At 64.2% G+C, this 26,585-nt stretch carries 22 protein-coding genes; 12 read left to right on the top strand and 10 right to left on the bottom strand.

What is annotated here, in order from left to right; all coding sequences use genetic code 11:
- Positions 1–24 precede the first annotated feature (24 nt).
- On the bottom strand, positions 25–528 hold the full coding sequence (locus FRAAU_RS01590; protein ID WP_041270723.1) for a GNAT family N-acetyltransferase: 504 nt from the start codon (positions 526–528) through the stop codon (positions 25–27).
- A 356-nt stretch (positions 529–884) separates the two neighbouring features.
- Here FRAAU_RS01590 and FRAAU_RS01585 point away from each other — a divergent pair, with 356 nt between their 5' ends.
- The gene (locus FRAAU_RS01585) at positions 885–2,375 is read left to right on the top strand and encodes a RimK family alpha-L-glutamate ligase (RefSeq protein ID WP_014401818.1); all 1,491 of its coding nucleotides are present in this window, start codon (positions 885–887) and stop codon (positions 2,373–2,375) included.
- A gap of 9 nt (positions 2,376–2,384) precedes the next feature.
- On the opposite strand, the gene FRAAU_RS01580 is transcribed toward FRAAU_RS01585, so the two are convergent.
- Positions 2,385–2,627: a hypothetical protein gene (locus tag FRAAU_RS01580; protein ID WP_014401817.1), complete on the bottom strand. Its 243-nt coding sequence runs from the start codon at positions 2,625–2,627 to the stop codon at positions 2,385–2,387.
- A 103-nt stretch (positions 2,628–2,730) separates the two neighbouring features.
- Here FRAAU_RS01580 and aroE point away from each other — a divergent pair, with 103 nt between their 5' ends.
- The gene (aroE, locus tag FRAAU_RS01575) at positions 2,731–3,573 is read left to right on the top strand and encodes a shikimate dehydrogenase (protein WP_014401816.1); all 843 of its coding nucleotides are present in this window, start codon (positions 2,731–2,733) and stop codon (positions 3,571–3,573) included.
- 110 nt (positions 3,574–3,683) lie between these two features.
- Here the strand turns inward: aroE and FRAAU_RS01570 are convergent, their stop codons facing one another.
- On the bottom strand, positions 3,684–4,949 hold the full coding sequence (locus FRAAU_RS01570; protein WP_014401815.1) for a mechanosensitive ion channel family protein: 1,266 nt from the start codon (positions 4,947–4,949) through the stop codon (positions 3,684–3,686).
- A 292-nt stretch (positions 4,950–5,241) separates the two neighbouring features.
- On the opposite strand from FRAAU_RS01570, the gene FRAAU_RS01565 reads away from it, so the two are divergent.
- The 3 genes from FRAAU_RS01565 (at position 5,242) to cycA (ending at position 8,783) form a co-directional block, all read left to right on the top strand.
- Positions 5,242–6,552, top strand: a complete 1,311-nt coding sequence (locus FRAAU_RS01565; protein WP_169314741.1) for a DUF445 domain-containing protein — start codon at positions 5,242–5,244, stop codon at positions 6,550–6,552.
- Between the two features lie 18 nt (positions 6,553–6,570).
- Positions 6,571–7,191 (top strand): flavin reductase family protein, encoded by a 621-nt coding sequence (locus FRAAU_RS01560; RefSeq protein WP_014401813.1) that lies wholly within the window; start codon positions 6,571–6,573, stop codon positions 7,189–7,191.
- A gap of 206 nt (positions 7,192–7,397) precedes the next feature.
- Positions 7,398–8,783 (top strand): D-serine/D-alanine/glycine transporter, encoded by a 1,386-nt coding sequence (gene cycA / locus FRAAU_RS01555; RefSeq protein WP_014401812.1) that lies wholly within the window; start codon positions 7,398–7,400, stop codon positions 8,781–8,783.
- A gap of 27 nt (positions 8,784–8,810) precedes the next feature.
- On the opposite strand, the gene FRAAU_RS01550 is transcribed toward cycA, so the two are convergent.
- Both FRAAU_RS01550 and FRAAU_RS01545 read right to left on the bottom strand, forming a co-directional pair.
- Positions 8,811–9,785 carry a 2-keto-3-deoxygluconate permease gene (locus FRAAU_RS01550; protein ID WP_014401811.1) on the bottom strand — a complete coding sequence of 325 codons (975 nt, stop codon included), beginning with the start codon at positions 9,783–9,785 and terminating at the stop codon, positions 8,811–8,813.
- A 67-nt stretch (positions 9,786–9,852) separates the two neighbouring features.
- Positions 9,853–11,379 carry a UxaA family hydrolase gene (locus FRAAU_RS01545; protein ID WP_014401810.1) on the bottom strand — a complete coding sequence of 509 codons (1,527 nt, stop codon included), beginning with the start codon at positions 11,377–11,379 and terminating at the stop codon, positions 9,853–9,855.
- 149 nt (positions 11,380–11,528) lie between these two features.
- Between FRAAU_RS01545 and FRAAU_RS01540 the strand changes: the two genes are divergently transcribed.
- Positions 11,529–12,305, top strand: coding sequence for a FadR/GntR family transcriptional regulator (locus tag FRAAU_RS01540; protein ID WP_014401809.1), 777 nt, complete (start codon positions 11,529–11,531; stop codon positions 12,303–12,305).
- A 56-nt stretch (positions 12,306–12,361) separates the two neighbouring features.
- On the opposite strand, the gene FRAAU_RS16745 is transcribed toward FRAAU_RS01540, so the two are convergent.
- Positions 12,362–12,751, bottom strand: coding sequence for an energy transducer TonB (locus FRAAU_RS16745; protein WP_014401808.1), 390 nt, complete (start codon positions 12,749–12,751; stop codon positions 12,362–12,364).
- A 202-nt stretch (positions 12,752–12,953) separates the two neighbouring features.
- Here FRAAU_RS16745 and FRAAU_RS01530 point away from each other — a divergent pair, with 202 nt between their 5' ends.
- From FRAAU_RS01530 to FRAAU_RS01505, 6 genes are all read left to right on the top strand, one after another.
- The gene (locus FRAAU_RS01530) at positions 12,954–13,895 is read left to right on the top strand and encodes a Dyp-type peroxidase (RefSeq protein WP_083841099.1); all 942 of its coding nucleotides are present in this window, start codon (positions 12,954–12,956) and stop codon (positions 13,893–13,895) included.
- Positions 13,896–14,500: 605 nt separating this feature from the next.
- Positions 14,501–15,640 (top strand): efflux RND transporter periplasmic adaptor subunit, encoded by a 1,140-nt coding sequence (locus FRAAU_RS01525; RefSeq protein WP_245546423.1) that lies wholly within the window; start codon positions 14,501–14,503, stop codon positions 15,638–15,640.
- A 15-nt stretch (positions 15,641–15,655) separates the two neighbouring features.
- Positions 15,656–18,766: an efflux RND transporter permease subunit gene (locus tag FRAAU_RS01520; protein WP_014401805.1), complete on the top strand. Its 3,111-nt coding sequence runs from the start codon at positions 15,656–15,658 to the stop codon at positions 18,764–18,766.
- Positions 18,763–22,029, top strand: coding sequence for an efflux RND transporter permease subunit (locus FRAAU_RS01515; RefSeq protein WP_014401804.1), 3,267 nt, complete (start codon positions 18,763–18,765; stop codon positions 22,027–22,029). The genes FRAAU_RS01520 and FRAAU_RS01515 overlap by 4 nt, the downstream gene beginning before the upstream one ends.
- Entirely contained in the window at positions 22,026–23,453 is a 1,428-nt protein-coding gene (locus FRAAU_RS01510; protein ID WP_014401803.1) for an efflux transporter outer membrane subunit, read from the top strand. The genes FRAAU_RS01515 and FRAAU_RS01510 overlap by 4 nt, the downstream gene beginning before the upstream one ends.
- Before the next feature lie 468 nt (positions 23,454–23,921).
- The gene (locus tag FRAAU_RS01505; protein WP_014401802.1) at positions 23,922–24,353 is read left to right on the top strand and encodes an FKBP-type peptidyl-prolyl cis-trans isomerase; all 432 of its coding nucleotides are present in this window, start codon (positions 23,922–23,924) and stop codon (positions 24,351–24,353) included.
- Positions 24,354–24,451: 98 nt separating this feature from the next.
- On the opposite strand, the gene FRAAU_RS01500 is transcribed toward FRAAU_RS01505, so the two are convergent.
- The 4 genes from FRAAU_RS01500 to FRAAU_RS01495 all read right to left on the bottom strand — a co-directional run bounded on the left by FRAAU_RS01500 (position 24,452) and on the right by FRAAU_RS01495 (position 26,482).
- Positions 24,452–24,712 carry a hypothetical protein gene (locus FRAAU_RS01500; protein ID WP_156803303.1) on the bottom strand — a complete coding sequence of 87 codons (261 nt, stop codon included), beginning with the start codon at positions 24,710–24,712 and terminating at the stop codon, positions 24,452–24,454.
- A gap of 109 nt (positions 24,713–24,821) precedes the next feature.
- Positions 24,822–25,187 carry a tlde1 domain-containing protein gene (locus tag FRAAU_RS16740; RefSeq protein ID WP_014401800.1) on the bottom strand — a complete coding sequence of 122 codons (366 nt, stop codon included), beginning with the start codon at positions 25,185–25,187 and terminating at the stop codon, positions 24,822–24,824.
- A gap of 100 nt (positions 25,188–25,287) precedes the next feature.
- Positions 25,288–25,413 carry a hypothetical protein gene (locus FRAAU_RS17785; RefSeq protein WP_280985206.1) on the bottom strand — a complete coding sequence of 42 codons (126 nt, stop codon included), beginning with the start codon at positions 25,411–25,413 and terminating at the stop codon, positions 25,288–25,290.
- A gap of 211 nt (positions 25,414–25,624) precedes the next feature.
- A complete protein-coding gene (locus FRAAU_RS01495) occupies positions 25,625–26,482 on the bottom strand; it encodes a PA4780 family RIO1-like protein kinase (protein WP_041270719.1) in 858 nt (285 codons plus the stop codon).
- Between the last annotated feature and the right edge of the window lie 103 nt (positions 26,483–26,585).

Raw genomic sequence — 26,585 nt, 5'->3', positions numbered from 1 at the left:
CGTCCAGCCATGCGCCCGGTCGGCTCAGAACAGTGACGACTCATAACGCCAGGCATCACAGCCGTCGGCATAGTAGGCCGGGCAATGTCCGATCCGCCGATAGCCATGCTGCTGATAGAGATGGATCGCCACCGGGTTGTCGCTGCGCACTTCCAGCCTCAGCCGGCGAGCTCCGGCGAGCACCCCTGCGTGCTCGGCGGCCTGCAGCAAATGGCCGGCCACGCCCTGCCCTCGAGCGGCCGGCAGGGTCGCCAGCGAATAGAGACGGGCCAGCTCGCTGCCACGACGCAGAAACAGCACCGCACTGCCCAGCACCTGGCCCTGACCGGCGCTGGCTACCAGCACCCGCGCCGTATCACTTTGCAGGTGCCGCTGATATTGCCGCCGACGCATCCGGTCGCTGGCGAAACTGGCCTCCTCAATGGCCATCAGAGCGTCCAGATCGCTTTCGCTGGCCCGCCGGACACGCACCACGTCGCTGCCGGCGTTCGGCAGCACCAGCTCGCCCGGAGGCTCGTGGCGCATCATGCGATGGGAGGTACGTGCAAACACGGGCGGCACTGTAGGCGCCATGACTCAAGTCGGCAATGCACCTGTACGGTGCCGTTTAGGTCCGCTTCAGCCGGGCGCGCCGCGATGACCCGGGTGTCCGGCGCGTCCCGACCATCGCTTTCCAAAACCGGTACAGACGTCCACCGCGAAAGTGGCGAAATCAGGATCGACATGCCGCTTGTGCTCTGTCCCGCCTGTGCCACACTGCGCGCTGCCTACCGTCCCGCGCCTTGAAAGTCTCCCCCGATGACACCCCGCCCTTCCTTTTGTCCGCCGGCCATCGGCCGCTGCTCCGGTCATGCCCGCCCTCCTTCCGTCCGCGTCGCGCAGTCATGACCCGACTGGTCATCGTGGTGGAAAAGGCCACCGACTGGAACGTCTACTATCCCTCGGCACATGTAGTGAGCGCGCTGGACTATCTGCGCGAGCCGGTGGGGGGCGAGGAGGAGCGGACCCATGTCATCAACCTGTGCCGCAACTACAAGTATCTCGGCACCGGCTATTATGTTTCGCTGCTGGCCGAGGCCCGCGGCCACAAGGTGATTCCCTCGGTGCGCACGGTCAACGATCTGCGCCGAAAATCCCTGTACGGCCTCAATATCGGCGACCTCAACCAGAAGCTGGGGCAAGCCCTGCCCGCCGGCGGCCGCGACACCGTCGACTTCGGCATCCTGCTGTATTTCGGCGAAACCGCCCAGCCGGAATTGCGCGACCTGGCTCGCCAGATTTTCGATGCCTTCCCCTGCCCGTTGCTGCGGGTGGAGTTCGAGCGCGAGCGGGTCTGGCAGATCAGCGCGATCCGTCCCTTGGGCCTGCAGGCGCTGGACGACGCCCAGGAAGATGCCTTCGCTACCGAACTGGACCGCTTCTCCAGAAAACTGTGGCGCAAGCCGCGCAGCCGCCGGCATGCCAGCTATGACATCGCGATGCTGGTCGATCCCGGCGAAGCCATGCCACCGTCCAACAAGAAAGCACTGAAGCACTTTGTCGAGGCCGGCAAGCTGCTGGGCATCGACGTCGAGCCGATCGGCCGGCACGATTATCAGCGGCTGGCCGAATACGACGGCCTGTTCATTCGAGAAACCACCGCCAGCGACAACCATACCTACCGTTTCGCGCATCGTGCGGAAAAAGAAAACATGGTGGTGATCGATGACCCCACGTCGATCCTGCGCTGTACCAACAAGATCTATCTGAACGACCTGATGAGTTCGCGCAAGCTGCCGCTTCCACGTACCGAAATCATCTACCGCGACAACAGCCGGCTGCTGACCGATCTGGGCGAACGCCTGGGATTTCCCATCGTGCTGAAGATTCCCGACGGTTCGTTTTCACGGGGCATCGTCAAAGTCGAGGATCCTGCTGCCCTGGAGCAGGCCGCCGCCACCTTGTTCCAGCACAGCGCCCTGCTGCTGGCCCAGGAGTTTCTGTACACCGAATTCGACTGGCGCATCGGCATCCTCAACCACGAACCGATCTATGCCTGCAAATACTTCATGTCGCGTGGCCACTGGCAGATCTACAATCATGGCGCCAAGGGCGCGGCCCGCTCGGGCGGCTTCGAGACGCTGCCCGTCCGCGACGTGCCCGCCGAGGTATTGAAGCTGGCCCTGAAAGCCACCCAGCCCATCGGCGATGGCCTGTACGGAGTGGACATCAAGCAGACGGCGCACAAGGCCGTCATTATCGAGGTCAACGACAATCCCTCGATCGATGCCGGCGTCGAGGATGCCTATCTTGGCAGCGACCTGTATCTGCGCATCATGCGGGAATTCCAGCGTCGGCTGGAACGCAAACGCATGGGACTGGGCCGCCGCCGCTGAACCCCGGCATCAACCGGCACCGGTTTCCGCAGCCCGCCGCCGCGGCAAGGCCGGCTCGATGCGGCTGAGCCACAGCGCTGCCAGCACGCTCGCCGGTGCCGCCACCAGCCAGAACCAGGGACTCCAGCCCAGCGCCGGGGTCCAGCCGGGCAAGGGCGAGGTCAGCAGCAGCACCAGACCGCCACCGCCCCAGCCCAGACTGATCCAGCCGGCAGCGCGCCGGAAAGTGCCGGATGGACATGCTGTGCTCATGGTCGACTCCTGCAGAGGTTTGAACAATGACGCAGAGTCTGCGGCCAGGCCATCTCAAAACCTGCGACAGTGGCACAATGGATCCATCGCCAGAGGAAACAGCATGACCGCTACCGATGTATCGCGCTTCACCGTCTTCGGCCACCCGATTTCCCATTCGCTGTCCCCGGAAATCCAGCAGGCCTTTGCCCGCCAGTTCGGCATCAACCTGGAATACACCACCACGGATGCCAGCCCCGAGGCCTTTCCCGGCGCCGTGGCCGAATTTTTCAACCATGGCGGACGCGGTGCCAATGTGACCCTCCCGCACAAACGGCGCGCCTGGGAACTGGCCAGCACACATAGCGAGCAGGCCCGCCGGGTCGGCACCGCCAACGTGCTGACGGCCCTCGCCGACGGCAGCCTGGCCGCCCACAATACCGATGGCGACGGCTTTGTCCGCGATCTCACCGAGCGCCACGGGCTGGATCTTCGCGACCAGACCGTGCTGCTGCTGGGCGCCGGCGGTGCCGCCCGCGGCGTGGCCTGGAATCTGCTGGATGCAGGCATCGCCAGTCTGACCGTAGTCAACCGCAGTCCGGCCGCCGCCGACCAGCTGGTGGATGACATCGGCGAGCCCGGCCAGGTCCACAGCCGCTACTGGGCCGATCTGGACAGCATCGGCAGCTACGATCTGATCGTCAACGCCACCTCGTCCGGGGTTCTGGGCCAGGCCATGGATCTGCCTTTCAGCCTGACCACCGGCCGCAGCCAGGCCTATGACCTGTCCTATGGCGCCGCCGCCGCCGGCTTTCTGGCCTGGGCCCGCGCGGCCGGCTGCAGCCATGCCTGGGACGGGCTGGGCATGCTGATCGAGACCGCCGCCGATGCTTTCGAACTGTGGCATGGCCAGCGGCCGGATACCGACCCGGTCTACGCCGAGCTCGTCAAGCGTTACGCAGCCTGATCCGGCGTCGGCCTGTCTCGCCGCGCAGCGGTCGCCTCTTCCTGACGGCGGCTGCGCGGCGAATCATCGGGACGTCGAGCCACCGGCGGGAACGGCACCCGCCGATTCCGTCACGACCGGGTCTGAACCTTCACCGGCCCCAGTACCGGAGTCGCCATCGGCGGCCGCTGCTCGGCCGGCAGCGACACCAGCGCCGCGATGGCCACCTCGTAGCCCGTCGGCTGCTGGAACAGGCGCAGACCGAAGCGCGGCAACATCATCGTGAGATGATCGAAGATCTCGCACTGGACGGCCTCGTAGCACTCGAAGTCGGTCGTGGCGGTGAAACACCACAGTTCCAGCGGAATACCGGCGCCCAGATTCGGCTGCTGTCGCACCAGGGTCGTCATCTGGTGGTGGATCATCGGATGGTTTTTCAGATAACTGGTGGCATAGACCCTGAACATGCCGATATTGGTGGCCTGCCAGGAATCCGGCTGACTGTGCTCCGGCAAAGCCGGAACCTGACCCTGCAGATACGACTGCAGCATCGCATCAGCTGCCCAGGCCGTCTGCAGGTCCTGGCCGGCGTCCCTTACGCTGGTGGCATCCACCAGCAGCGAGCGCTTGATCCGGCGGCCACCGGCCTCGGACATCCCGCGCCAGTTCTGGTAGCTCTCGCTGATCAGCCGCCAGGTCGGAATGGTCACGATGGTCTGATCGAAATTCTGGATTTTCACCGTATGCAGGCTGATGTCCAGCACTACGCCATCGGCACCGGCACTGGGCAAGGTGATCCAGTCGCCCACCCGCAGCATGTCATTGGCCGAAAGCTGCAGGCCGGCGACAAAGCCCAGGATGGTGTCCTTGAAGATCAACATCAGCACAGCCGACATCGCACCGACCCCCGACAACAACATGCCGATCTGGCGCCCGCTGACGACCCCGACCACCAGCAGCGCCGTGATCAGAAAGATCACCAGCTTGACCAGCTGCATGGGACCTTTCATCGATCGCTGCTGGCCATTGGCCCGCGCCTGATACATCGCCTCCAGCGCGGTCAGCGAGGAACTGATCACCATCGCCACGCACATCATCATATAGGCCGATACCAGCCGGCTGGCGAGCTCCTGCAGATGACTGCCCAGCCCCTGAATCAGGGGCAGGCCGGCACCGACGATCAGACCGGGCACCAGCCGGGAGGTCCAGTTGTAGACGCGGTGTTCCAGCAGGAAGTCGTCGAAATGCCAGCGCACCCGGCTGGACACGCCGCGCACGATGCGCGTGCCGACGACCAGGACCAGCCGGCCAATCAGCCAGGCTCCGACCAGCAGGGCCAGCAGATAGGCCGAGGACTGCAGCAGCCCTTCCAGCGGCCCCATTTTTTGCATCAACATGATTGTTCCTTGCGTGATCCCGAAAATGGCGGGTCAGACGCGGGTCCGCACACTCGGGGCAGAACAGGAACGGCAGCCATCAAGGCGAGCCGGGCCGCTTCACGGCACGCAGGGTCATCACGGGGGACGGAATTCAGAGCGGGTCGGCGGGCCGGCTAGGACGGATTCTGGTATTCCTGATCTCAACGCAGAGGCAATCGGCAACCGGCATGACCTTGCGACATGATACTACGCCGCCGGCAAGGCGGCCATGCAGCTGTCGCCAGGCTTCAAGCCGTGTAGGATGCATCCGATGACAAGGGTTTCTGCACGAGCAACGATGGCCGTGGAGTCGCCGCAGGCGCGTGAACTGCGGCACACCCGCCGCATCGCGGGCAGTCTGCTGCTGCTGGCCGGTCTGTGCCTGGCACTGGGCATGACGGCCCAGGCCTGGCATCCGGGCTGGCCCTGGCAGGCGCTGGTCGCCGTGTCCGAGGCCGCCCTGGTCGGCGGCCTGGCCGACTGGTTTGCTGTCGTCGCCCTGTTCCGGCATCCGCTGGGGCTGCGCTGGATTCCCCACACCGCGATCATTCCGCGCAAGAAGAATGCCCTCGGTCGCAGCCTTGCCGGCTTTATCTGCCGGCACTTTCTGAGCGACGCCCAGATTGTCAGCCAGCTGCAGCGCTACGATCCGGCGGCTCGGCTCGCCGCCGCCCTGATCGATCCGGCCCGTGCCCGGTTCTGGCATCGTCTGCTGCAGGGACTGAGCCCCCATCTGGTCCGTCTGCTGGACCAGCCGGCGCTGCGCCAGCTGATGCTGCAGACGGCACGGCAGCGGCTGGGCCGTCTGGAACTGGCGCCCTTGCTGGGCCGCGGGCTGGGTCTGCTGACCCGTGACGGCCGCCATCGCGAACTGGTCAACAGCGTGCTCAGCGATGCCGCCAACCTGCTGCAGCAGCCGGCGACCCGGGCCTTGCTGGCCGACAAGGTCGCCAACGAGGTCTGGGCCGTGTTCCGCTGGCTGAATGTCGAGGAGCGGATCGCCCGTTCGATGGCCGAACGACTGACCGAGGCCACGCGCCAGTTGCTGCTGGACATGATGGGCGATCCCCAGCACCCGTTCCGGCGCCGGCTGGATGGACATCTGCGGCATCTGATCATGCGGCTGCGCGACGACCCCTCGCTGGCCCGGCGAATGAACCGCATGCGGGACCAGCTGCTGGACCATCCCGAACTGGCCGGCTATCTGCAGAACCTGTGGGATGAGGGGCTGCGCCGGCTCGGCCAGGATCTGGCCGCCGACGATTCGCGCATCGCGGCCCACCTGCAGCAGGCCACGGCCGCGCTTGGCCGGCAGCTGGGCGAGGACGCCGAGCTGCAGCAACAGTTCAACCAATGGTGCATCCAGACCCTGCCGGCCCTGCTGGGGCCGTACCGGCCCGCGATCGAGCAGTTCATTGTCCAGCGCGTCGAGCGCTGGAGTGCCGACGAACTCAGCCGCGAACTTGAACTGGCGGTAGGCCGGGACCTGCAATATATCCGCTACAACGGTACCCTGGTCGGCGGCCTGATCGGCGGCTTGCTGTTCGCGCTGGCCCGCCTGCTGCATCTGATCTTCCACTGAACCGGAACCTTGCCGCCGATGCCTGCCAAGTACTTCTATCAACCCGGGCAAGGCCATGGTCTGGCCCACGATCCGTTCAATGCCATCGTCGGGCCGCGCCCGATCGGCTGGATCTCCACCAGCGACGCAGCAGGCCGGCACAACCTGGCGCCCTACAGCTTTTTCAACGCCTTCAACTACACGCCGCCCATCATCGGCTTCGCCAGCATCGGCCGGAAGGACACGCTGCGTCATATCGAGGCCACCGGCGAATTCGTGTGGAATCTGGCCACCCGGCCGCTGGCCGAGGCGATGAACACCAGCTCGGCCGCCGTACCTGCCGATATCGATGAATTCACCCTCGCCGGTCTGACCGCCGTACCGAGCCGGCGAGTCCGGGCTCCGCGTGTCGAAGAAAGTCCGGTCAACTTCGAGTGCCGGCTCAGTCAGTTGCTGCGCCTGCAGGGCGCCAATGGCGACCCGCTGGAAACCTGGCTGATTCTGGGCGAGGTCGTCGCCGTGCATATCGCCCCGCATCTGATCATCGACGGCAGCTATGACACCGCCGCCGCCGAGCCGATCCTGCGCGGTGGCGGCCCGGCCGACTATTTCGACATCGGCCCGGCCCAGCGCTTTCGCATGAGCCGTCCCGGGACCTGACCGTATCTTCTGCCGGGGGCCATCATCCCCGACCTCGCCTGCAGCCTGCCTCCGAGGCGGCGGATGCGAGCCCCATCGCCCGCCCGGAATGACCATGCCGCCACTGCCGCACCGTACCGGCCGGCCATATCTAGGACTCTGTCCAATGGCGCCGGCCGACGCCTTCTTCTATGGTAGGGATTGCCATGACCTGAACAGTGGAAGCCATGTCCCCTACCGAGACCCAGCCCCCCCGGCTGCAACGCCATCTCAGCAACCGCCATCTGCAGTTGATCGCCATCGGCGGCGCCATCGGCACCGGCCTGTTCATGGGCTCGGGCAAGACCATCAGCCTGGCCGGTCCCTCGATCCTGCTGGTGTATCTGATCATCGGGGTCATGCTGTTCTTCGTGATGCGGGCGATGGGCGAGCTGCTGCTGTCCAATCTGCAATACAAGTCGTTCATCGACTTCAGCACCGACCTGCTCGGTCCCTGGGCCGGATTCTTCTGCGGCTGGACCTACTGGTTCTGCTGGATCGTGACCGCCATTGCCGATGTCATCGCCATCGCCGCCTATACCCAGTTCTGGTTCCCCGATCTGGCGCCATGGATTCCCGCCGTGGCCTGCGTCGGCCTGCTGCTGGGACTGAACCTGCTCAGCGTCAAGCTGTTCGGCGAACTGGAGTTCTGGTTTGCCCTGATCAAGGTCCTCGCCATCGTCGCCCTGATCATCACCGGCTTCGGCATGATCGCCTGGGGCTTTCACTCGCCGTCAGGACAGCTGGCCAGCCTGCGCAATCTCTGGAATGACGGAGGCCTGTTCCCGCGCGGGATCAGCGGCTTCTTCGCCGGTTTCCAGATCGCGGTATTCGCTTTTGTCGGCATCGAGCTGGTCGGTACCACCGCGGCCGAGACCGAGGCACCGGAACGGAATCTGCCGCGTGCGATCAATGCGATTCCGGCACGCATCATCCTGTTCTATGTGCTGGCCCTGATCGTGATCATGTCGGTCACGCCCTGGCGCCAGGTGGTGCCGGGCAAGAGTCCTTTCGTCGAACTGTTCGTGCTGGCCGGTATCCCCGCCGCCGCCAGCCTGATCAACTTCGTGGTGCTGACCTCGGCAACCTCCTCGGCCAACAGCGGCATCTTCTCCACCAGCCGGATGATGTTCGGGCTGGCGGCGGAAGGGCACGCGCCGAAGGGCTTCAAACGCCTGTCCGCCGCGGCAGTCCCCGCCCGCGGCCTGCTGTTTTCCTGCGCCTGTCTGCTGGCCGGTGCCCTGCTGATGTATCTGATCCCGGATCTGGTCACCACCTTTACCCTGGTGACTACTCTGGCCGCCGTGCTGTTCATGTTCATCTGGTCCTTGATCCTGTGCGCTTATATCGCCTACCGGATCAAGCGGCCTGAACTCCATGCCCGCTCGTCATACAAGATGCCGGGTGGCGTGATGATGTGCGTGGTCGCCCTGGGTTTCTTCGTGTTCGTCACCGGTCTGCTGGCACTGCAGGACGATACCCGCAAGGCCTTGCTGGCCAGCCCGGTGTGGTTCGCCTTGGTGGGCCTGGGCTACGGATGGCGCCGCTGGCGCGGCAAGGCCGGTCTGCACTGAGTCAGGGCCGGTATTCCGCAAGGCGCCTCAGCGCCGGCTCGCATCATCGACCGGAGGCACGGCCGTCGCGGCATGACGAGCGGTTTCCCAGCGTGCCACCGCCGCCGTCAGAACCGGCGCCAGCAGGGAGGTGATGACGGTGGACGCCGCGATCTGCGGCGTCGCCACCAGGACCAGCGGGCTCAGCCGCGGGTCCACCGCCGCAATCGCCATCGGCGTCGCCACCGCATTGCCCGCGGTGGTGGACACCGCGGCACCGGCAATCATCCCGCCGCCGCCCAGCCGCGAACAGATCAGATTGCAGATACCACCCAGCAGCAAGGTCGCCAGCCCCAGCACGATGCCGGACAGACCGGCCGCCCAGATCGTCTGCAGATTGATCTGCGCCCCCAGCCCGAAAGCAAAAAAGGGAATCAGCAAGGGCCCGCCGCCGGACAACAGCCGGCGCAGGTCCTCGTCCAGCGCGCCCAGCAACATGCCGGTCAGGATCGGCAGCACCGTCGCCAGCAGTTCCAGCACCGGCACATGTACCAGTCCCGTCGCGCCCAGCGCCAGCATGGTCAGGAACGGGCCTTCCAGTATCGACAGCAGAGCCAGCGCGCCTGCATCGTTGGCCTCGCCGTATTGCCTGGACAGCGCCGCATACAGTCCCATATTGGCATTGGTCATAGCGGCGATCAGCGCCAGCCCCGACAGCCCGAAGATCCTGCCGCCCGGCGCCAGATGAGCCACCAGCAGGCCGATGCCGACTCCGCCGAAGAGCTTGCCCAGCGTGATCGCCAGCCCCTTGCGCAAGGCCGCCGGCGCCGCGCGCAGCCGGATTTCGGCGCCCATGCATACGAAAAACACCGCCAGAATCGGCATCGCGCCCTGGCTCAGCGCCGTGGAAAAGCTGCCCAGCACCAGCAAGCCGGGAGCCAGGGTCTTCAGGCCGGCCCCCAACAGCAGGGGCACCACCATCATGCCTCCGGGAAAACGCTCGATCGTCCTGCGTATCCGCATCGGTCCATCCCTTGCTGCCACACCCCGAAGGCGTCGCGGCCCATCCCTGCCGCGACGCCACGTCCGCTCACATCTGAGCGCCGATCATCCATGGCACGAATTCCTCGTCCCCCAGTCCCAGCGCCTCGCTGTGGCTGGGACGGCCCGATGCCAGCTCGATCAGCGCCTCGAAAATCTCGCGTCCCTTCTGCTGCACCGTGACCTCGCCGTCCATGATCTCGCCGGCATTGATGTCCATGTCTTCCTGCAGACGCTGATACATCGGGGTATTGGTCGCGATCTTCATCGAAGGTGCCGGCTTGGCGCCGAAACAGGAACCCCGCCCGGTGGTGAACAGCACCAGATTGGCCCCGCAGGCGACCTGGCCGGTAGCTCCTATCGGGTCATAGCCCGGCGCATCCATGAATACCAGCCCCTTGGTCTTCAAGGGCTCGGCATAGCGCAGAACATCGGTCAGAGGCGTGGTGCCGCTTTTCGCCACCGCACCCAGGGACTTTTCCAGAATCGTGGTCAGACCGCCGGCCTTGTTGCCCGGTGTCGGATTGTTGTCGATGCTGCCGTGTTCGCGCTTGGCATAGGCCTCCCACCAATGGATCCGGTCGACGATCTTCTGGCCCACCTCATGATTGACAGCCCGCCGGGTCAGCAGATGCTCCGCGCCATAGATCTCCGGCGTCTCCGAAAGAATCGCAGTCCCGCCATGACTGACCAGCAGGTCGACGGCGACGCCCAGCGCCGGATTGGCCGTGATGCCTGAATAGCCATCCGAGCCGCCGCACTGCAAGGCCAGACTCAGATGCCCGATCGGCAAGGGCTCGCGCCGCACGGCATCGGCACGGGGCAGCAAGGCTTCCACCGCCTTGATGCCGGCTTCCACCGTGAGACGGGTGCCGCCCAGTTCCTGCATCACCAGCGGCACCAGGTCGGCACCGGTCTTGTCGCGCTGCCCCAGCAGCAAGGGCGCCATCTGGTTGGCTTCACAGCCCAGCCCGATAATGACGACCGCCGCGAAATTGGGATGATGGACATAACCTTGCAGCGTCCGCCGCAACTGTTCCAGACCTTCGCCATGCGTATCGATGCAACAGCCGAAGCCGTGGGTGATGGGCACCACCCCGTCGACATTCGGCCAGGCCGCCAGCGCGCCGGGTGCCGAGAAGTGCCGTACCACCTGCTTGGTCACCGTGGCCGAACAATTCACTGTGCTGACCACGCCGATGTAATTGCGGGTCGCCACCCGGCCGTCACCCCGGCGGATGCCCATGAAGGTCCGCACTTCCGCGGCCGGCGTGACCGGGTGCAGATCGGCCCCGAAGGCATAGTCGCGGCTGAACTCGCCGATGGCCAGATTCTGCACATGGACATGCTGGCCGGCCTGAATGTCCCGGGTCGCGAAACCGATGATCTGGCCATAGCGATACACCGCTTCGCCCTTGGCGATGTCACGGATCGCCACCTTGTGGGCCGGCGGTACCGGATCCAGCGTGGTGACGGCCGGAAAGCCTTCCAGCTTGACGCCTTGCATCAGCGCGCTGAAAGCGATCGCGACATTGTCCTTGGGATTGAGTTGCAGTACCTGGGGCCTGGCAGACATAGACACCTCGCTTGGATCCACGTGAAGTTCACTTCGCCTGCCCACCGAGGCCACAGGCACCGTGTTGCAATGCGGTTTTACCCGCCCGGACGGATGATCGATAATCCGTGTCAGTAGCCGCAAATTGGTCTGACCAGCGCCTTGCCGACATGCCTGAAAGCCGCGCCAGCAATCTCCAGCAATGGCTACGCGAGACCCTCGGCCAGCAGGTACTGGGCGGCAAATGGCCAGCCGGCGGGCGACTGCCTTCGGAGCGGCAGCTGGCCATCGACTTCGGCGTTTCACGCGCCAGCGTGCGCGAGGCCATCCAGCATCTGGTCGCCCGCGGCCTGCTGTCGAGCCGCCGGGGCAGCGGCATCTACGTGCGCCCGGGCCCCTCCGCCGAGCCTTTGCCGGCCCCGGCGGCCAAGCTGCCGTCAGCCCTGCCCGACTCGCCGCTGTGGCGGGCCGACATTCTGGAGTTTCGTCTGATCTTCGAATGCGGTGCCGCCCGGCTGGCGGCCGTGCGCGCCGATCCCGCCCAGCGGCAGGGGCTGGGCGAATGGCTGGCCCGCATGCAGCAGGCCGTGGCCGCCGGGGATGTCGATGCCGAGGCCGAGGCCGATGCCGGCTTCCATGAGCTGCTGGCCGCCTCGGCACACAATCTGATGATCCATCGCTTCCATGCCATCGTCATCAATGTGCTGCGTCCGCATATCACCCACAATACCTATGATGCCAGTCGCCGTCCCTCGCCAAGGACCCGGCAACAGAGCCTGGACCGGATGCAGCAACACCTGGACATCTACTCGGCCATCATGGATCGGTTCCCCGAGCAGGCCGCCGAAGCCATGCGTCGGCATATCCTGTTTGTCGGCGCGCAATTCGTGAATGACTCGCCATCACATGCCTTCGATATCTACAGAAGACCCGGGGCAAACCACTGACATCACGGCCGTGACAACCTGCCAGGGCCATCCGGCTGGCCACGGGCGCCACTCCCTCAGTGGCGCGGTGCATCCATCGGAATCAGGCTCACATGGAGAGTTCCTTGCGGACCGCCCCGTGGCCTGAAACTGACCGGCACCCGCATGTCGTAGATCACTCCCGCACCATGCACCCGTCGCGGAGTGAAATGGTAATGACTGACCGTGGCCAGCGCCGACCGATCGAAAGCCGCATACCCCGATTCACGCAGTACCCGCGAACGAATGACCTGGCCCTGCAGACCGACCCGGGCCTCGACCAGCACCAGCCCCGTTGCGGGATGCCCGGTGGCATCCCGCGGCCAGTCGGCCTTGGAAAGCCCCTCCGCCATCACCGGAACGGCCGTCACCGCCACAAGGGCGGCCATGATCCACTTGCCCACTGAAATGCCCGTTGCTCGAATCATGCCTTCCTCGCCAGCCGACCGACCGGGTCCGCCCGTGGCAAAGCCTAACCCAATGCCGCCACGACAGCGATGCCACGCCGGCCGATCGCCTCGGCGGCAAGCTGGCTGGCGCGGCAGCTCATGCAGGCATCGGCCGGCTGCTGAACAGGCCGGCTTGTGACTATACTCGCCGATCCCCATTCAGGAGCCATCGGTGCCTTCCATGTCCTCTCAGGCGGTAACCGCCTCGCTGACCCATTCCGCCGTCTTTCTCGTCCTGACGCTGACGCCCGATATATCCGACGGCAGCGCCGTCGCCTCCTTGAGCGAGGATCTGGCCGGCCTGGTGCGAGCCATCGGCTTTCGCCATCCGGAGCGCAAGCTGTCCTGCGTGATGGGCTTCGGCTCCCAGGCCTGGGACCGACTGTTCGGCCAGCCCCGCCCCGCCGAGCTGCATCCTTTCCGCGAAATCAAGGGCGTCCACCACGCGCCGTCGACACCAGGCGACCTGCTGTTCCATATCCGCGCCACCCAGATGGACCTGTGCTTCGAACTGGCCACCCAGATCATGGAACGTCTTGAAGAGGTCGCCGTGGTGGCCGACGAGGTCCACGGCTTCAAATACTTCGATGAGCGTGATCTGCTGGGCTTTGTCGACGGCACCGAGAACCCGGTAGCCCAGGAAGCGCTGGAAGCCACCCTGATCGGCGAAGAGGACGCCGGTTTCAGCGGCGGCAGCTATGTGATCGTGCAGAAATACCTGCATGACATGAAGGCCTGGAACCGGATTCCCGTCGAACAGCAGGAAAAGATCATCGGTCGCAAGAAACTGTCCGATATCGAGCTGGATGACGACACCAAACCCAGTTATGCCCACAACCGGCTGACCGTCATCGAGGAAGATGGCGAGGAACTGTCCATCGTGCGTGCCAACATGCCTTTTGGCGACATCGGCAAAGGGGAATTCGGCACCTATTTCATCGGTTACGCCCGCTCGCCCTCGCGCATCGAGAAGATGCTGGTCAACATGTTCGTGGGCAAGCCGGAAGGCAATTACGACCGGCTGCTGGACGTCAGCCGCGCGGTGACCGGCTCGCTGTACTTCGTGCCGTCGCCGGACTTTCTGGAAGAAGCCTCAAGCCATCTGGCGCCGCAAGTCGGCTGAGCGCCGCTGAGCTTGCCGCCGACACGCCGGGATACTGGCCGTCCGAAGTCCCGGCATCGAGCCCTCCTCCAGGCTGCAAGCTTTCCTCAAGCCCCCGTCGCGACCTGACGGGGGCCATCGCGAGTGTCATCATGCCTTTCCCCTGAGCGGCGGCTCATCACTGATCGCCACGCCGGCAGTTGCGCGGCGAAGCCCATGCCCGCGGTTCAGGAGGCTTACATGACCACCGCAGCGATGCCTCCCGTTATCCCAACTTCCCCATCGATACAAGGCCCTTCAGTCACGGTGCGTTTGTCAGCCCAACTTAAGATGGCTGGTTTAGCCTGTCCGGTCAGATGCGATGATGAAAGACCAAGGGTGCGCCAAGCTGCGGATGCAGCAGGTCACCGAACAGTGCACCCTGATGGGATTCGATCGTTGATGGTCATTGACTGGAAAACCTGACCGGAGCCCGCTTCGGCCTGTTGCCCTGATCGGCATCGGCATTGCCGTCACGGTGACAACAACGGATCACAGCAGCAACTTGTTTTGGAGATGGTTTTATGGGCACTGATGCAGTGCGGACAACAGGCAGATCCAGAGGCCGGTGGCTGCTTGGCGCCGTGATGCTGGTACTGGTTGTCCTGGTGACCGTGCATGTCTTCGACAACCGCGCCAAGCCGCAGCATGCCGAACCGGACACCATCGTCGGCGCCAGCACCGCCAGGCTCGGCCGCATGCCCGTCGACATCGATGGCCTGCTGGGCACCGTGACACCGGTGGCCACCGTGACCGTGCTGCCGCAGCTGAGCGGGTATCTGACCAAGGTCGGCTATCAGGAAGGGCAGGAAGTGAAGAAAGGCCAGTTTCTGGCACAGATCGATCCGCGTCAGTATGAAATCGGCAAACGCCAGGCCGAAGCCAGCCTGGCCAGAGACCGTGCCGCCCTGGCCGCCGCCAGAAGTGATCTGGCTCGTTATCGCCAGCTCCATGGCCGACACTCCATCGCCGAACAGACCTACGTCGACCAGCTCTATACGGTGCGACAGGACGAGGCGACCGTCAAAAATGACCAGGCGGCCATCGACCAGTACACGCTGGATCTGGAATATTGCCATATCACCGCGCCGGTGGCAGGACGGGTCGGTCTGCGGCTGGTGGATCCAGGCAATTACGTCACGGCCGCCAGCACCACCGGCATCGTGGTCATCACCTCGACCCATCCGACGACGGTCGAGTTTCCGGTACCCCAGAATGCCATGCCCGAAGTGCTTCAGCGCTTTCGCGCCGGCCAGACCATCACGGTCAGTGCCTACGACAGCAACAATGACCGCAAACTGGCCGACGGCACGCTCTACTCCATCGGCAACCAGATGGACACCAGCACCGGCACCGTCACCCTTCGAGCCCGTTTCCCCAACGAGAACGATGAGCTGTTCCCCGAGGCGTTCGTCAATATCGTCATGCACGTCGATACGCTGCAGCAGGCGGTGCTGATCCCCACTGCCGCGATCCAGACCGGCGCACCCGGCGACTTCGTGTATCTGATCCGTCCCGACATGACCGTGGCGGTGCATCCAGTCACGCTGGGTCCCGGCAACGGCACCGATACGGTGGTGAGCTCCGGTCTGAAGGCGGGGGACCAGGTGGTCACCGACGGTGTCGACCGGCTCAGCGATGGTGCCCGCATCCGCCTGAAGCGGAGTCATGCACGCCCGGCGGTGCCTGCGTCAACCGCGGCCGCCCCTTCTGCCTCCAAGTCCTGATTGCATGCCCAGCTTATGAATGTCTCACGCCTGTTCATCCTGCGGCCGGTGGCCACCGCGCTGCTGATGATCGCCCTGGTGATGATCGGGCTGGTCGCCATGCGATTTCTGCCGGTCTCCTCGCTGCCCGGCGTCGACTATCCCACCATCCAGGTCCAGACCTTCTTCCCCGGAGCCAGTCCCGAGGTCATGGCCAATACCGTGACCGCGCCGCTGGAAGTGCAGCTCGGCGAGATCCCCGGACTGCAGCAGATGAGCTCGACCAGTTCATCGGGCGCCTCCATCATCACCTTGCAGTTCAATCTGGACCTCAATCTGGACGTTGCCCAGCAGAATGTCCAGGAGGCAATCAACGCCGCCAACAGCTACCTGCCCTCGGGTCTGCCCGCACCACCGACATACGCCAAGGTCAATCCGGCCGACCAGCCCGTCATGACGCTGGCCATCACCTCCCGGTCGATGTCGCTGCCCCAGTTGCAGGATGCCGCCAATACGCGGCTGGGCTCGAAGATCGCCGAGGTATCTGGCGTGGGCCTGGTCACGCCCGCCGGCGGTCACGTGCCCGCCATCCGGGTCGAGGTCGATATCCACAAGCTGGCAGGCTACGGCCTGAACATCGATGACATCCGCACCACCCTGGCCAATGTCAACGTCAACAATCCCAAGGGCAGCTTCGATGGCCCCAGGCTGGACTACACCATCAACAGCAACGACCAGATCCAGGATCCCGAGGATTATCTGGACACCGTCATTGCCTACAGCAAAGGCTCGCCGGTCTATCTGCGGGATGTGGGCACGGTCAGCCTGGCAGCCCAGGACAAGGAGCAAGGCGCCTGGTTCAACCTGACGCCGGCCATCATCCTGAATGTGCAGCGCCAGCCCGGTGCCAACGTGATCGCCACCGTCGACCAGATCAAGCGGGAACTGCCGACCCTGCTGGCCAGCCTTCCGGCCGGGATGAAAGTACAGGTCGTCTCCGATGCCACCGGCATGATCCGCGCCTCGGTATCCGATGCGGTGTTCGAACTGGTACTGGCCATCGTTCTGGTGGTGCTGGTGATCTTCGTGTTCCTCCGCAATCTGCCGGCCACCCTGATTCCCAGCATTTCGGTGCCCGTGTCACTGATCGGCACCCTGGCCCTGATGTATCAGCTCGGCTATTCCATCGACAACTTGTCATTGATGGCGCTGATCATTGCCACCGGCTTCGTGGTCGATGACTCCATCGTGATGATCGAGAACATCGTCCGTTATCTGGAAGAAGGCCGCAGCCCCATGGAGGCCGCCCTGGAGGGTGCCGGCCAGATCGGCTTCACCATCCTGTCGCTGACCGTTTCGCTGATCGCGGTCCTGATCCCCTTGCTGTTCATGGGCGGGGTCATCGGACGGCTGTTCAGCGAATTCGCCATGACCCTTGCCATCACCATCGTGCTGTCCGGAGTCGTTTCCCTGACCCTGGTGCCGATGCTCTGTGCTCGCATCCTGCGCCCGGAAGCAGGCCGCCGGCCAAGCCGTTTCGAGCGGCTCAGCGAAGCCGGTTTCGACAAGGTCCTGCAGTGGTACCGCCGCGGTCTGGAACAGGTCCTGCGCCACCAGCGGCTGACCCTGCTGGTGTTTGCCGCCAGCCTGGTGCTCACTGCATGGCTCTATGCGGCGATTCCCAAAGGCCTGTTCCCAGTCCAGGACGCAGGCGTGATCCAGGGCATCAGCGTGGCCGACACCTCGGTGTCCTATGCCACCATGACCGAACACCAGCAAGCCCTGGCCGAGCGCATTCTCAAGGACCCGGACGTGGCCGGTCTGACCTCCTATGTCGGCATCGACGGCACCAACAGCACGCTCAATCAGGGTCGCTTTCTGATCCAGCTCAAGGCCCGGAACCTGCGTCACCTGAGTGCCGTCCAGATCGCCCGGCGGATCGGCAACGACGTCGCCGACATCCCCGGCATCAAGCTCTATCTGCAGCCTGAGCAGGATCTGACGCTGGCTACCCAGGTGTCACCCGGCCAGTATCAGTTCGTGCTGCGCGGACCGAGCCAGCAGGCCTTCGACCGCTATGTGCCCGCATTGCTCGACAAGCTGCGCAAGATTCCCAGTCTGGTTGATGTCAGCAGCGATCTGGACATCAGTGGCCAAAGCGTCGACGTCGAAGTCAACCGCACCCTGGCCGCCCGCTTCGGCATCACCCCGGCCACCATCGACAATGCGCTTTACGACGCCCTGGGGCAGCGCATCGTCTCCACCATTTTTGATCAGTCCAACCAGTACCGGGTCATTCTGGTGGCGCAGCCCAAAAGCCTGCCGACCATCGCATCGCTGGGCAAGCTGTACCTGCCCAGCGCCACGTCCAGCGACAATGGCCAGGTCCAGCTGTCCAGGATCGCCCGGATCACGGTGGTCAAATCGCCGTTGGCGATCCACCATCTTTCGCAATTTCCGGCCGTGACCGTCTCCTTCAATCTGGCCAGCGGCGCCTCCTTGAGCACGGCCGTCGATCAGGTACAGCAGGCACTGCACGACATCCACCTGCCCATGTCGATCACCGCCTCGTTCCAGGGAGCCGCCCAGGCCTTCGAGGATTCATTGTCCAGCGAGATCTACCTGCTGATGGCCGCACTTATAGCCGTCTATATAGTTCTTGGCGTGTTGTACGAGAGTTTCATCCACCCGGTCACGATTCTCTCCACCCTGCCCTCTGCCGGCATCGGTGCCCTGCTGGCCTTGATGATCGCCGGCAGCGATCTGGACGTGATCGGCATCATCGGCATCGTGCTGCTGATCGGCATCGTCAAGAAAAACGCCATCATGATCGTCGACTTCGCGCTGGAAGCCGAACGCATCGGCGGCAAGGCCCCGACCGAGGCCATTTTCCAGGCCTGCCTGCTGCGCTTCCGGCCGATTCTGATGACGACACTGGCCGCCATGCTGGGTGCGCTGCCCATGTTGCTGGGCACCGGCACCGGTTCGGAGCTGCGCCGCCCGCTGGGCCTGGCGATCATCGGCGGCCTGACCTTGAGTCAGCTGCTGACACTGTTCACCACACCGGTGATCTATCTGGCCTTTGACCGCCTGGCTCTTCGTCTGCGGGGACGCGGCATCAACCAGGCACCGGAATCCGGCGCATGAACCTGTCGGCCCTGTTCATTCACCGGCCGGTGGCAACGACCTTGCTGGCGATCAGCCTGCTGCTGTCAGGTCTGCTGGGCTATGCCCATTTGCCGGTGGCGCCGATGCCCAGCGTGTCCATGCCGGTGATCATGGTCCAGGCCCATATGGCCGGCGCCAGTCCCGACATTCTGGCATCGACGGTCGCCGAGCCGCTGGAAAAACGTCTGGGCGCCATTGCCGGCGTCACCGAGCTGACCTCGGAAAACTACGTCGGACAGGTACGGATCACGATCCAGTTTGATCTGGACCGGGACATCGACGGAGCGGCCCGCGACGTCCAGGCCGCCATCCAGGCCGCACGGGCCGATATGCCCACCACGCTGCGCAGCAATCCCACCTATCGCAAGATGAATCCGGCGGCGGCACCGGTGATGGTGCTGGCGCTGACCTCGGACACCCTGACCCTGCCCCAGCTGTATGACAGCGCCAGCTCCATCATCATGCAGCAGCTCTCGCAGATCCAGGGTGTCGGCGAAGTCGAGCTCGGCGGTGGCGCCCTGCCGTCGGTACGCGTGGAGCTGGAACCCGGCAAGCTCAACAGCTACGGCATCGGCCTGGAAGATGTCCGCGCCGCCATCAGCGCGGCCAATGCCAACAGTGCCAAGGGACATCTGGAACAGGACGGCCGCCGCTACGAAGTCGTGTCCAACGACCAGATCAGCAAGGCCGCACCTTATCGTGATCTGGTCGTGGCCTACCGCCATGCGGCTCCGGTCAGACTGCGGGACGTGGCCGAGGTGCTGGACTCCAGCGAAAGTCTGCGCAATGCAGGGATCAGCAATGGCCAAAGGGCCATCCTGGTGATCGTCCATGCCATGCCGGGGGCCAATATCGTCGATACCGTGCAGGGCATCCGTCAGGTATTGCCGTCCGTGACGGCCACCCTGCCCAACCACGCGCATCTGCGCGTGGCTCTGGACCGCTCGACCTCGATCCGCGCCGCGGTCGACGATACCCAACGCACCCTGCTGCTGGCCGTGCTGCTGGTGGTCGCCGTGGTCTTTGTCTTCCTGCAGTCGTCCAGGGCCACCCTGCTGCCGGCCGTGGCCCTGCCACTGTCCATCATCGGCACCTTCGGGCCCATGTACCTGCTGGGCTACAACCTGGACAACCTGTCTCTGATGGCGCTGACCATCGCCACCGGCTTCGTGGTGGATGACGCCGTGGTGGTGCTGGAAAACACCGTCCGCCATATCGAGGCCGGCAAAAGTCCGCTGCAGGCGGCGCTGGCCGGCAGTGCCGAAGTCGGCTTCACCGTGCTGTCCATGAGCTTGTCGCTGATTGCGGTCTTTATCCCGATCCTGCTGATGCCGGGCCTGGTGGGACGACTGTTCCACGAGTTCGCCGTCACCCTGTCGATATCCATCCTGCTGTCCATGCTGGTCTCGCTGACCATCACCCCCACCATGTGCGCCTGGCTGCTTAAACCGAAAGACAGCCGGACCGCCTCGGCCTGGGCGACATGGTGCAATCGCCAGTTCGATCGTTTCCGCGAGTTCTATGCGCACACCCTGGAAAACGTGCTGGACCATGCCCTGCTGATCGGTCTCTGCCTGATCGGCCTGATCGTCGCGAATCTGCTGCTGGCCCGGCGGCTTCCCGCCACCCTGTTTCCCGAGCAGGATACCGGCATCCTGATGGGACAGATCATGGCCGACCAGAGCATCTCCTTTCCCGCCATGAGCGGCAAGCTGGTCCAGATGCAGAAGATCCTGCAAGGCGACCCGGCCATCCAGAGCGTGACCGGGTTCACCGGAGGACGCGCCCTGAACACGGCCAATCTGTTCGTCCAGCTCAAGCCGCTGGCCCAGCGCGGCAACGATATTTCCGCGGCCGAAGTCGTCAACCGCCTGCGCCCGAAATTGAACCAGATACCCGGAGCCCGAATGTTTCTGCAGGCGGCCCAGGATGTCCGTGCCGGCGGCCGCGCGTCGGCGGCTGAATATCAGTACACGCTGACCAGTGACCAGCCGGACACGCTGTACGCCTGGGTGCCCAGGCTGCTCGCCGAGCTCGGCAAGCACGGTGCGCAACTGCAGGATGTGAACTCCGATCTGCAACAGCATGGCCTGCAGGTATTCCTGAAAATGAACCGCGCAACGGCCATGCGCTACGGCTTCCAGCCCAACCAGATCGACTCGGTGCTTTACGATGCCTTCGGCGAGCGCACGGTTTCAACGGTCTACAACCCCTACAATCAATACTATGTGGTGATGGAGCTGGCGCCACGCTACTGGCAGCATCCGCAGTCGCTGAGCCAGATCTGGCTCAGTACCGGTGCGGCCAATGCCAGCGGATCGGATGCCACCCAGATGACGACGGCCAAGGGCAGCACCGGAGCCGGTACGGTCAGCCGCGCCGTGGCCAACAACAACACCAATGCCATCGCCAACAGCAAAGGCGGCACCTCCAGCGGCAGTGCCAACAGCACCTCGCGGGAAACCATGGTGCCGCTCGGCGCGATGGCCAGCTACAGCACCAGTCATACCGCGACCCAGGTCAACCATCAGTCCGGTACGGTGGCCGCCACCCTTTCCTTCAATCTGCCGGTCGGTGGCTCGCTGTCCTCCGCCAAGGCCGCCATCGCCGAGGCTCAGCAGGCCATCGACATGCCGGCTTCCATCCATGGCCGATTTGCCGGCACCGCCCAGATCTTTACCCGATCCATGTCCACCATGCCGCTGCTGATTCTCGCCGCGCTGGCGGCCGTCTATATCGTGCTTGGCATGCTCTACGAAAATGCGGTACACCCGCTGACCATCCTGTCGACCCTGCCCTCGGCCGGCATCGGCGCGGTGCTGGCACTGCTGATCTTCGGCACACCGTTCTCGGTCATCGCCATGATCGGCATCATTCTGCTGATCGGCATCGTCAAGAAAAACGGCATCATGATGGTCGATGTTGCCCTGCATTTGCAGAAAACCCAGGCACTGAGCGCCAAGCAGGCCATTCATCAGGCCGCCGTGCTGCGCTTGCGGCCGATCATGATGACCACGGCCGCCGCCGTGCTGGGTGCCGTGCCGCTGGCCGTCGGCATCGGCCAGGGCGCCTCCCTGCGCCAGCCGCTGGGCATCACGGTGATGGGCGGCCTGATGCTCAGCCAGATGGTGACGCTCTACACCACCCCCGTCATCTACCTCTACCTGGACCGTTTGAGTGCGCGCATGGGCGCCTGGTCGAGCCGTCAGCCGTGGAGCCGTCGCATGGATACCCGCGCATGAAAAACCGACGCCATTCTCTTCGTCCCTTGGGTCTGGCCTTGAGCCTGCTGCTGGGTGGCTGCATGGTGGGGCCCGATTATCACCGCCCCGCCGTCACGACACGGCCCCGCTACCACGAGATGGCCGGCTGGCAACCGGCCGCCCCCGCCGCCGGCGCCCCCAAGGGTGCCTGGTGGAAAGCCTTCAACGATCCCTTGCTGGATCGGCTGGAACCCATGGTCGCCACGGCCAACCAGACGGTGGCGCAGAGTTATGCCAACTACCGGGCCGCTCTGGCCGAGGTCAGAATTGCCCGCAGCGCCCTGTTTCCTACCATCGGCATCGACAGCAGCGGCACCCGTGCCCGCACCACCTCGGCCACCTATTCGGCCAGACACGGCATCAACAACAGCGGTACGCTGGAAGGCGAATTGAGCTGGTCGCCGGACTTCTGGGGCAAGACCCGCCGCAGCATCGAACAGAACAAGGCCACGGCCGAGGCCGACAAGGCCACCTTGGCCAATACCCTACTTACCGAACAGGTCGCCCTGGCCACGGCCGTGATCGATCTGCGCATCAACGATGCGGATATCGCTCTGCTGCAACAGACCGTGGCCGCCTACCGGAACTATCTGGCCGTCATCGCCGATCAGGATCAGGCCGGCACGATCGCTCCGTCGGATCTGATCACCGCACGGACCCAGCTGGAAAGCGCCCAAGCCAGCCTGATCCAGCTGGGCATGGCACGCGCCCAGTACAGTCATGCCATCGCGGTGCTGGTCGGCAGAAATCCAGGGGATATAGACATCCCCCCTCTTGCCGCCCTGCCGCAACTGCCCCGGATACCGGTCGGCGTCCCTTCCGCCCTGCTGCAGCGCCGCCCCGACATCGCCGTCGCCGAGCGGGACATGGCGGCAGCCAACGAGGCCATCGGCATCGCCATTGCCGCCTATTATCCGACGATTTCGCTCAGTGCCGTGGACGGCTTCAGTCAGTCACCGTTGGCCGGACTGCTGAAACTGGCCAATCACGTGTGGTCGGCAGGCGCCCAGGTGAGTGAAACCCTGCTTGACGGCGGCGAACGCAGTGGCTCCGTGGCCGCGGCCAAAGCCAGCTACGATGCCTCGGTAGCCGCTTATCGCGGAACGGTGCTGGGCGCCTTCCAGGATGTGGAAGACGATCTGTCGAATCTGCGGATCCTGGAGCAGCAGCTGCAGGCCCAGGAAGCGGTGGTGAATGATGCGCGCCGCGGCGCCGAGATCGCCTTCAACGAGTATCAGGCCGGCACCGTGGATTACACCACGGTGGCCACGGCCCGGACGACCCAGCTCGTCGCCGAGCAGAACCGGCTGAGCGTGATCCAGAACCGGCTGCTGGATACCGTGAACCTGATCGGCGATCTGGGCGGGGACTGGTCGGAAAGTTCGCTCGAATCCTCGCGCTGACGCCCGCATCGGCGAAGGGGCTGCCGGGCATCGGCTCCTTCGCAGCCAGTGTCTGGCCGGCGGACAAGGTCCCGCCATGACTTCAGCTACCTCGAGGTTCAGGGGGATCATCCACGAAGCGTCTTGGCGATCAGTGCTCGATGACATACCGCGACGGGATACAAGCGCCGGCGCCCCCCCCGGCCCTGAAAACATCTCTCGATGCAGCTCGTACCCAAGGCCCTGATGGACAAGCCCGCCGCGACTGGCTGTCGGGTAACCATGCATCCGTATCACCCGGCACTGACGAAGACGCTGCAACCGCCAGGCATACTGGAGGCGTCGCCCGCAACAAAGCCCCTGCTTCCGGCCCTTCAAATCAATCGGCCACCCGCGCATGACTATCGCTGGCGATGCTTTTCCAAAATAATGCCCGTTTCGCGTCAGCCCGGTCCATGGGGCTGGCACCAGTTCACTACGGAGTTTCCCATGCGTTGGTTGTTTTCCCTGCTTGCCCTGGTCGCCCTGAGCGCCTGTCACGCCACCCCTCCCGCCGAAACCCACGGCCAGGTCGACAAGCTGGTGGTGATCGACCACAAGCTCGGTACCGGCGCCGAGGCGAAGCCGGGCATGACGGTCGGCGTGCATTACACCGGCTGGCTGTACGACGATCAGGCCAAGGATAAACACGGCAAGAAGTTCGACAGCTCGCGTGACCGCAACGAAGTGTTTCCCTTCAGCCTGGGTGCCGGCGAAGTGATTCCCGGCTGGGACCAGGGCGTGGCCGGCATGAAGGTCGGCGGTACCCGTACCCTGTATATCCCGGCCTCGCTGGGCTATGGCGCCAATGGTGCCGGCGATGACATTCCGCCGAATGCCTCGCTGGTCTTCGATGTGGAGCTGATGTACGTCAAGCCCTGAAACGGCGGGCATCAGCCCGGCCGAGCTGAAGCCGGGGCAACACCACGAGGTGCCCCGGCTCGCCAACACCTCGCTCGCACCTTGCCCGGCTCCGATGGTCAGCGACCATTCGCGGGGGGATCCTGCAACTTGCGATTGACCAGATACACCTCGACAGGCCCCATCGAGCATTCCTGATCGGAGGCCTTGCTGCGGGTAATCACTTCCAGCCGCTTGCCGTCTTCCTGCTGGAAAACCACATGGTAGACCTCCTGATACAGGCCGCCCGGCAAGGGTTCCGAGGCCATCCGCACCACACGCGTGCTGGCTGAATCCAGCTGCCGGGTATCGAGATACCCCAGATTCTTCAGCTGGCCCATGGCCATATGCATGGGCCAGCTGGCGCTGCGGCGGCATGCACGGCCATGATGCCGGCGGAAAAACACAGCAGAGCCCCCAGCCATGGCCGCCGCCGACCGTGCTTGTCCGTCATGGCACCACCTCCAGCACATGATCGCCACTCAGCCAGATTCGACGTCTGATCCTCGGATCAAGCACAATGCAGCCGCTTGAGGCCTGGCCTGGATGAATCCGGCTGTCACCATGAATCATGAAACCGCTGCGTCCAGATAATCGCGTCTGCGGTCCAGCAAGCAGACGCAGGGTACAAGCCCCTGTTTCGGGAGGATGGAACGGCGGCAGTATCTGGTAACGACCAACAGGCACCGGCCCTGTATCATGGACTCTTGCCAATGCAGGATTGTTGTAACCAATACCCGATCCTGAATAGCCCTTCTCCACATAAACATCGTTCTGCTGGAGATATCCACTCCTTTGACTGTAACGCCATGGCATCACCGACCCTCCTTGTCAGTGGCCAGCCCATTCAGGGTATGCCGAGTACTCGCGTACAGCTATCCAGACGATGTGAAGTCGCGCCCCGCACAGAGAGCGTCTACTGCAGCAGCGACAGGCCGGCACCATCACGATGCCATGAAAACGCCAGGCGGTCGTAACCACCGCGCAAGGCCATCGCACCGCTGCCAGAGCCTGCATCGCCACGATCACGGCGGCTCGGCATGCGCCGCCGGATCTTGCAGATGGCCAGTCCAGACGCAAGAGCCTGTCTCGGCATGGACGCAGCCACCCATCTCGTGATAGTGGCCACAGGAACCAAGGCCCGCCGTCCCCGCAAGGACAATCGTACGGACAAGGCATGACTTTTAGAATGTCTGGACGTCCGATTAAAGACCATTCATCGCAGCCGGGGATACGCCTTCCCAGCCGCCGACTCAGTCTTCCTCGGCGGCCGCTTCGCGCCCTTGCTGGCGGATGATCGCCTCTTCACGGGCATCGATGATCGACTGCATCACGCTGTCGACATCCGCCTCGTGCTCGTCGAACTCGAACTCTCCCGTCAACTCGGTATCAGGATGCAGTTCACCGAGTTCGAACAAGGCCCACATCTCTTCGGCATACCAGGTATCGAGCAGTTCGGGCGCAAACCGCGACAGGCTGATGGTGATATTGCTGACATCCCGCCGCAGCATGGTACGGGCCGAGTTGTTGCCGGAAGCATTGACCACCTGGGGCAGGTCGATGATCACCGGCCCCTCGGGACCGACCAGCACATTGAACTCGGAAAGATCGCCATGGATCAGACCCGTGCACAGCATCTTCGCGATCTGCCGGATCAGAAAACGGTGATACGCCCGCGCGGTTTCGGCGGACAGTTCCACCTCGCCCAGTCGCGGCGCCGAAAAACCGTCGGCATCGACCACCAGCTCCATCACCAGAACCCCGTTGAAATAGCCATAAGGCTGCGGCACCCGCACGCCGGCCGCCGCCAGCGCATACAGCGCGTCGACTTCGGCATGCTTCCAGGCGGCTTCCGCCTCCTTGCGGCCGAAGCGGGTGGCCTTGCCCATCGCCCGTGCAGCGCGACTGCCGCGCACCTTGCGCCCCTCCTGGTATTGCACGCGCGCCTGGAAACTGCGCTGCGCCATGTCCTTGTAGACCTTGGCGCAACGGATCTCGTCGCCCGAGCGAACCACGTATACGGAAGCTTCCTTGCCGCTTTTCAGCGGCCGCAGGACTTCATCGATCACGCCATCATCAATCAGGTCCTGCAGACCCTTGGGTGTCTTCATCTCTCGCTCGGGTTCCGCCATGACTGGGTAATGCCAATTATGGCCGATCTTCACCCCTGCTTGCCTGTCGCCCATGTTCAGCATCGCCCATGCCGCCTATCCA

The organism is Frateuria aurantia DSM 6220, assembly GCF_000242255.2.
In the GTDB taxonomy this organism is placed as follows: Bacteria; Pseudomonadota; Gammaproteobacteria; order Xanthomonadales; family Rhodanobacteraceae; genus Frateuria; species Frateuria aurantia.
The sequence above is the reverse complement of the archived record's forward strand: the minus strand, read 5'-3'. Positions and strand labels throughout refer to the sequence as shown.

What these genes read in the sequence shown, in the direction of transcription:
- FRAAU_RS01590 (WP_041270723.1), bottom strand. Translation starts at nt 528, where the DNA reads ATGATGCGCCACGAGCCTCCGGGCGAGCTGGTGCTGCCGAACGCCGGC.
- FRAAU_RS01585 (WP_014401818.1), top strand. Translation starts at nt 885, where the DNA reads ATGACCCGACTGGTCATCGTGGTGGAAAAGGCCACCGACTGGAACGTC.
- FRAAU_RS01580 (WP_014401817.1), bottom strand. Translation starts at nt 2,627, where the DNA reads ATGAGCACAGCATGTCCATCCGGCACTTTCCGGCGCGCTGCCGGCTGG.
- aroE (WP_014401816.1), top strand. Translation starts at nt 2,731, where the DNA reads ATGACCGCTACCGATGTATCGCGCTTCACCGTCTTCGGCCACCCGATT.
- FRAAU_RS01570 (WP_014401815.1), bottom strand. Translation starts at nt 4,949, where the DNA reads ATGTTGATGCAAAAAATGGGGCCGCTGGAAGGGCTGCTGCAGTCCTCG.
- FRAAU_RS01565 (WP_169314741.1), top strand. Translation starts at nt 5,242, where the DNA reads ATGACAAGGGTTTCTGCACGAGCAACGATGGCCGTGGAGTCGCCGCAG.
- FRAAU_RS01560 (WP_014401813.1), top strand. Translation starts at nt 6,571, where the DNA reads ATGCCTGCCAAGTACTTCTATCAACCCGGGCAAGGCCATGGTCTGGCC.
- cycA (WP_014401812.1), top strand. Translation starts at nt 7,398, where the DNA reads ATGTCCCCTACCGAGACCCAGCCCCCCCGGCTGCAACGCCATCTCAGC.
- FRAAU_RS01550 (WP_014401811.1), bottom strand. Translation starts at nt 9,785, where the DNA reads ATGCGGATACGCAGGACGATCGAGCGTTTTCCCGGAGGCATGATGGTG.
- FRAAU_RS01545 (WP_014401810.1), bottom strand. Translation starts at nt 11,379, where the DNA reads ATGTCTGCCAGGCCCCAGGTACTGCAACTCAATCCCAAGGACAATGTC.
- FRAAU_RS01540 (WP_014401809.1), top strand. Translation starts at nt 11,529, where the DNA reads ATGCCTGAAAGCCGCGCCAGCAATCTCCAGCAATGGCTACGCGAGACC.
- FRAAU_RS16745 (WP_014401808.1), bottom strand. Translation starts at nt 12,751, where the DNA reads ATGATTCGAGCAACGGGCATTTCAGTGGGCAAGTGGATCATGGCCGCC.
- FRAAU_RS01530 (WP_083841099.1), top strand. Translation starts at nt 12,954, where the DNA reads ATGTCCTCTCAGGCGGTAACCGCCTCGCTGACCCATTCCGCCGTCTTT.
- FRAAU_RS01525 (WP_245546423.1), top strand. Translation starts at nt 14,501, where the DNA reads ATGCTGGTACTGGTTGTCCTGGTGACCGTGCATGTCTTCGACAACCGC.
- FRAAU_RS01520 (WP_014401805.1), top strand. Translation starts at nt 15,656, where the DNA reads ATGAATGTCTCACGCCTGTTCATCCTGCGGCCGGTGGCCACCGCGCTG.
- FRAAU_RS01515 (WP_014401804.1), top strand. Translation starts at nt 18,763, where the DNA reads ATGAACCTGTCGGCCCTGTTCATTCACCGGCCGGTGGCAACGACCTTG.
- FRAAU_RS01510 (WP_014401803.1), top strand. Translation starts at nt 22,026, where the DNA reads ATGAAAAACCGACGCCATTCTCTTCGTCCCTTGGGTCTGGCCTTGAGC.
- FRAAU_RS01505 (WP_014401802.1), top strand. Translation starts at nt 23,922, where the DNA reads ATGCGTTGGTTGTTTTCCCTGCTTGCCCTGGTCGCCCTGAGCGCCTGT.
- FRAAU_RS01500 (WP_156803303.1), bottom strand. Translation starts at nt 24,712, where the DNA reads ATGGGCCAGCTGAAGAATCTGGGGTATCTCGATACCCGGCAGCTGGAT.
- FRAAU_RS16740 (WP_014401800.1), bottom strand. Translation starts at nt 25,187, where the DNA reads ATGCCATGGCGTTACAGTCAAAGGAGTGGATATCTCCAGCAGAACGAT.
- FRAAU_RS17785 (WP_280985206.1), bottom strand. Translation starts at nt 25,413, where the DNA reads ATGCCGAGCCGCCGTGATCGTGGCGATGCAGGCTCTGGCAGCGGTGCG.
- FRAAU_RS01495 (WP_041270719.1), bottom strand. Translation starts at nt 26,482, where the DNA reads ATGAAGACACCCAAGGGTCTGCAGGACCTGATTGATGATGGCGTGATC.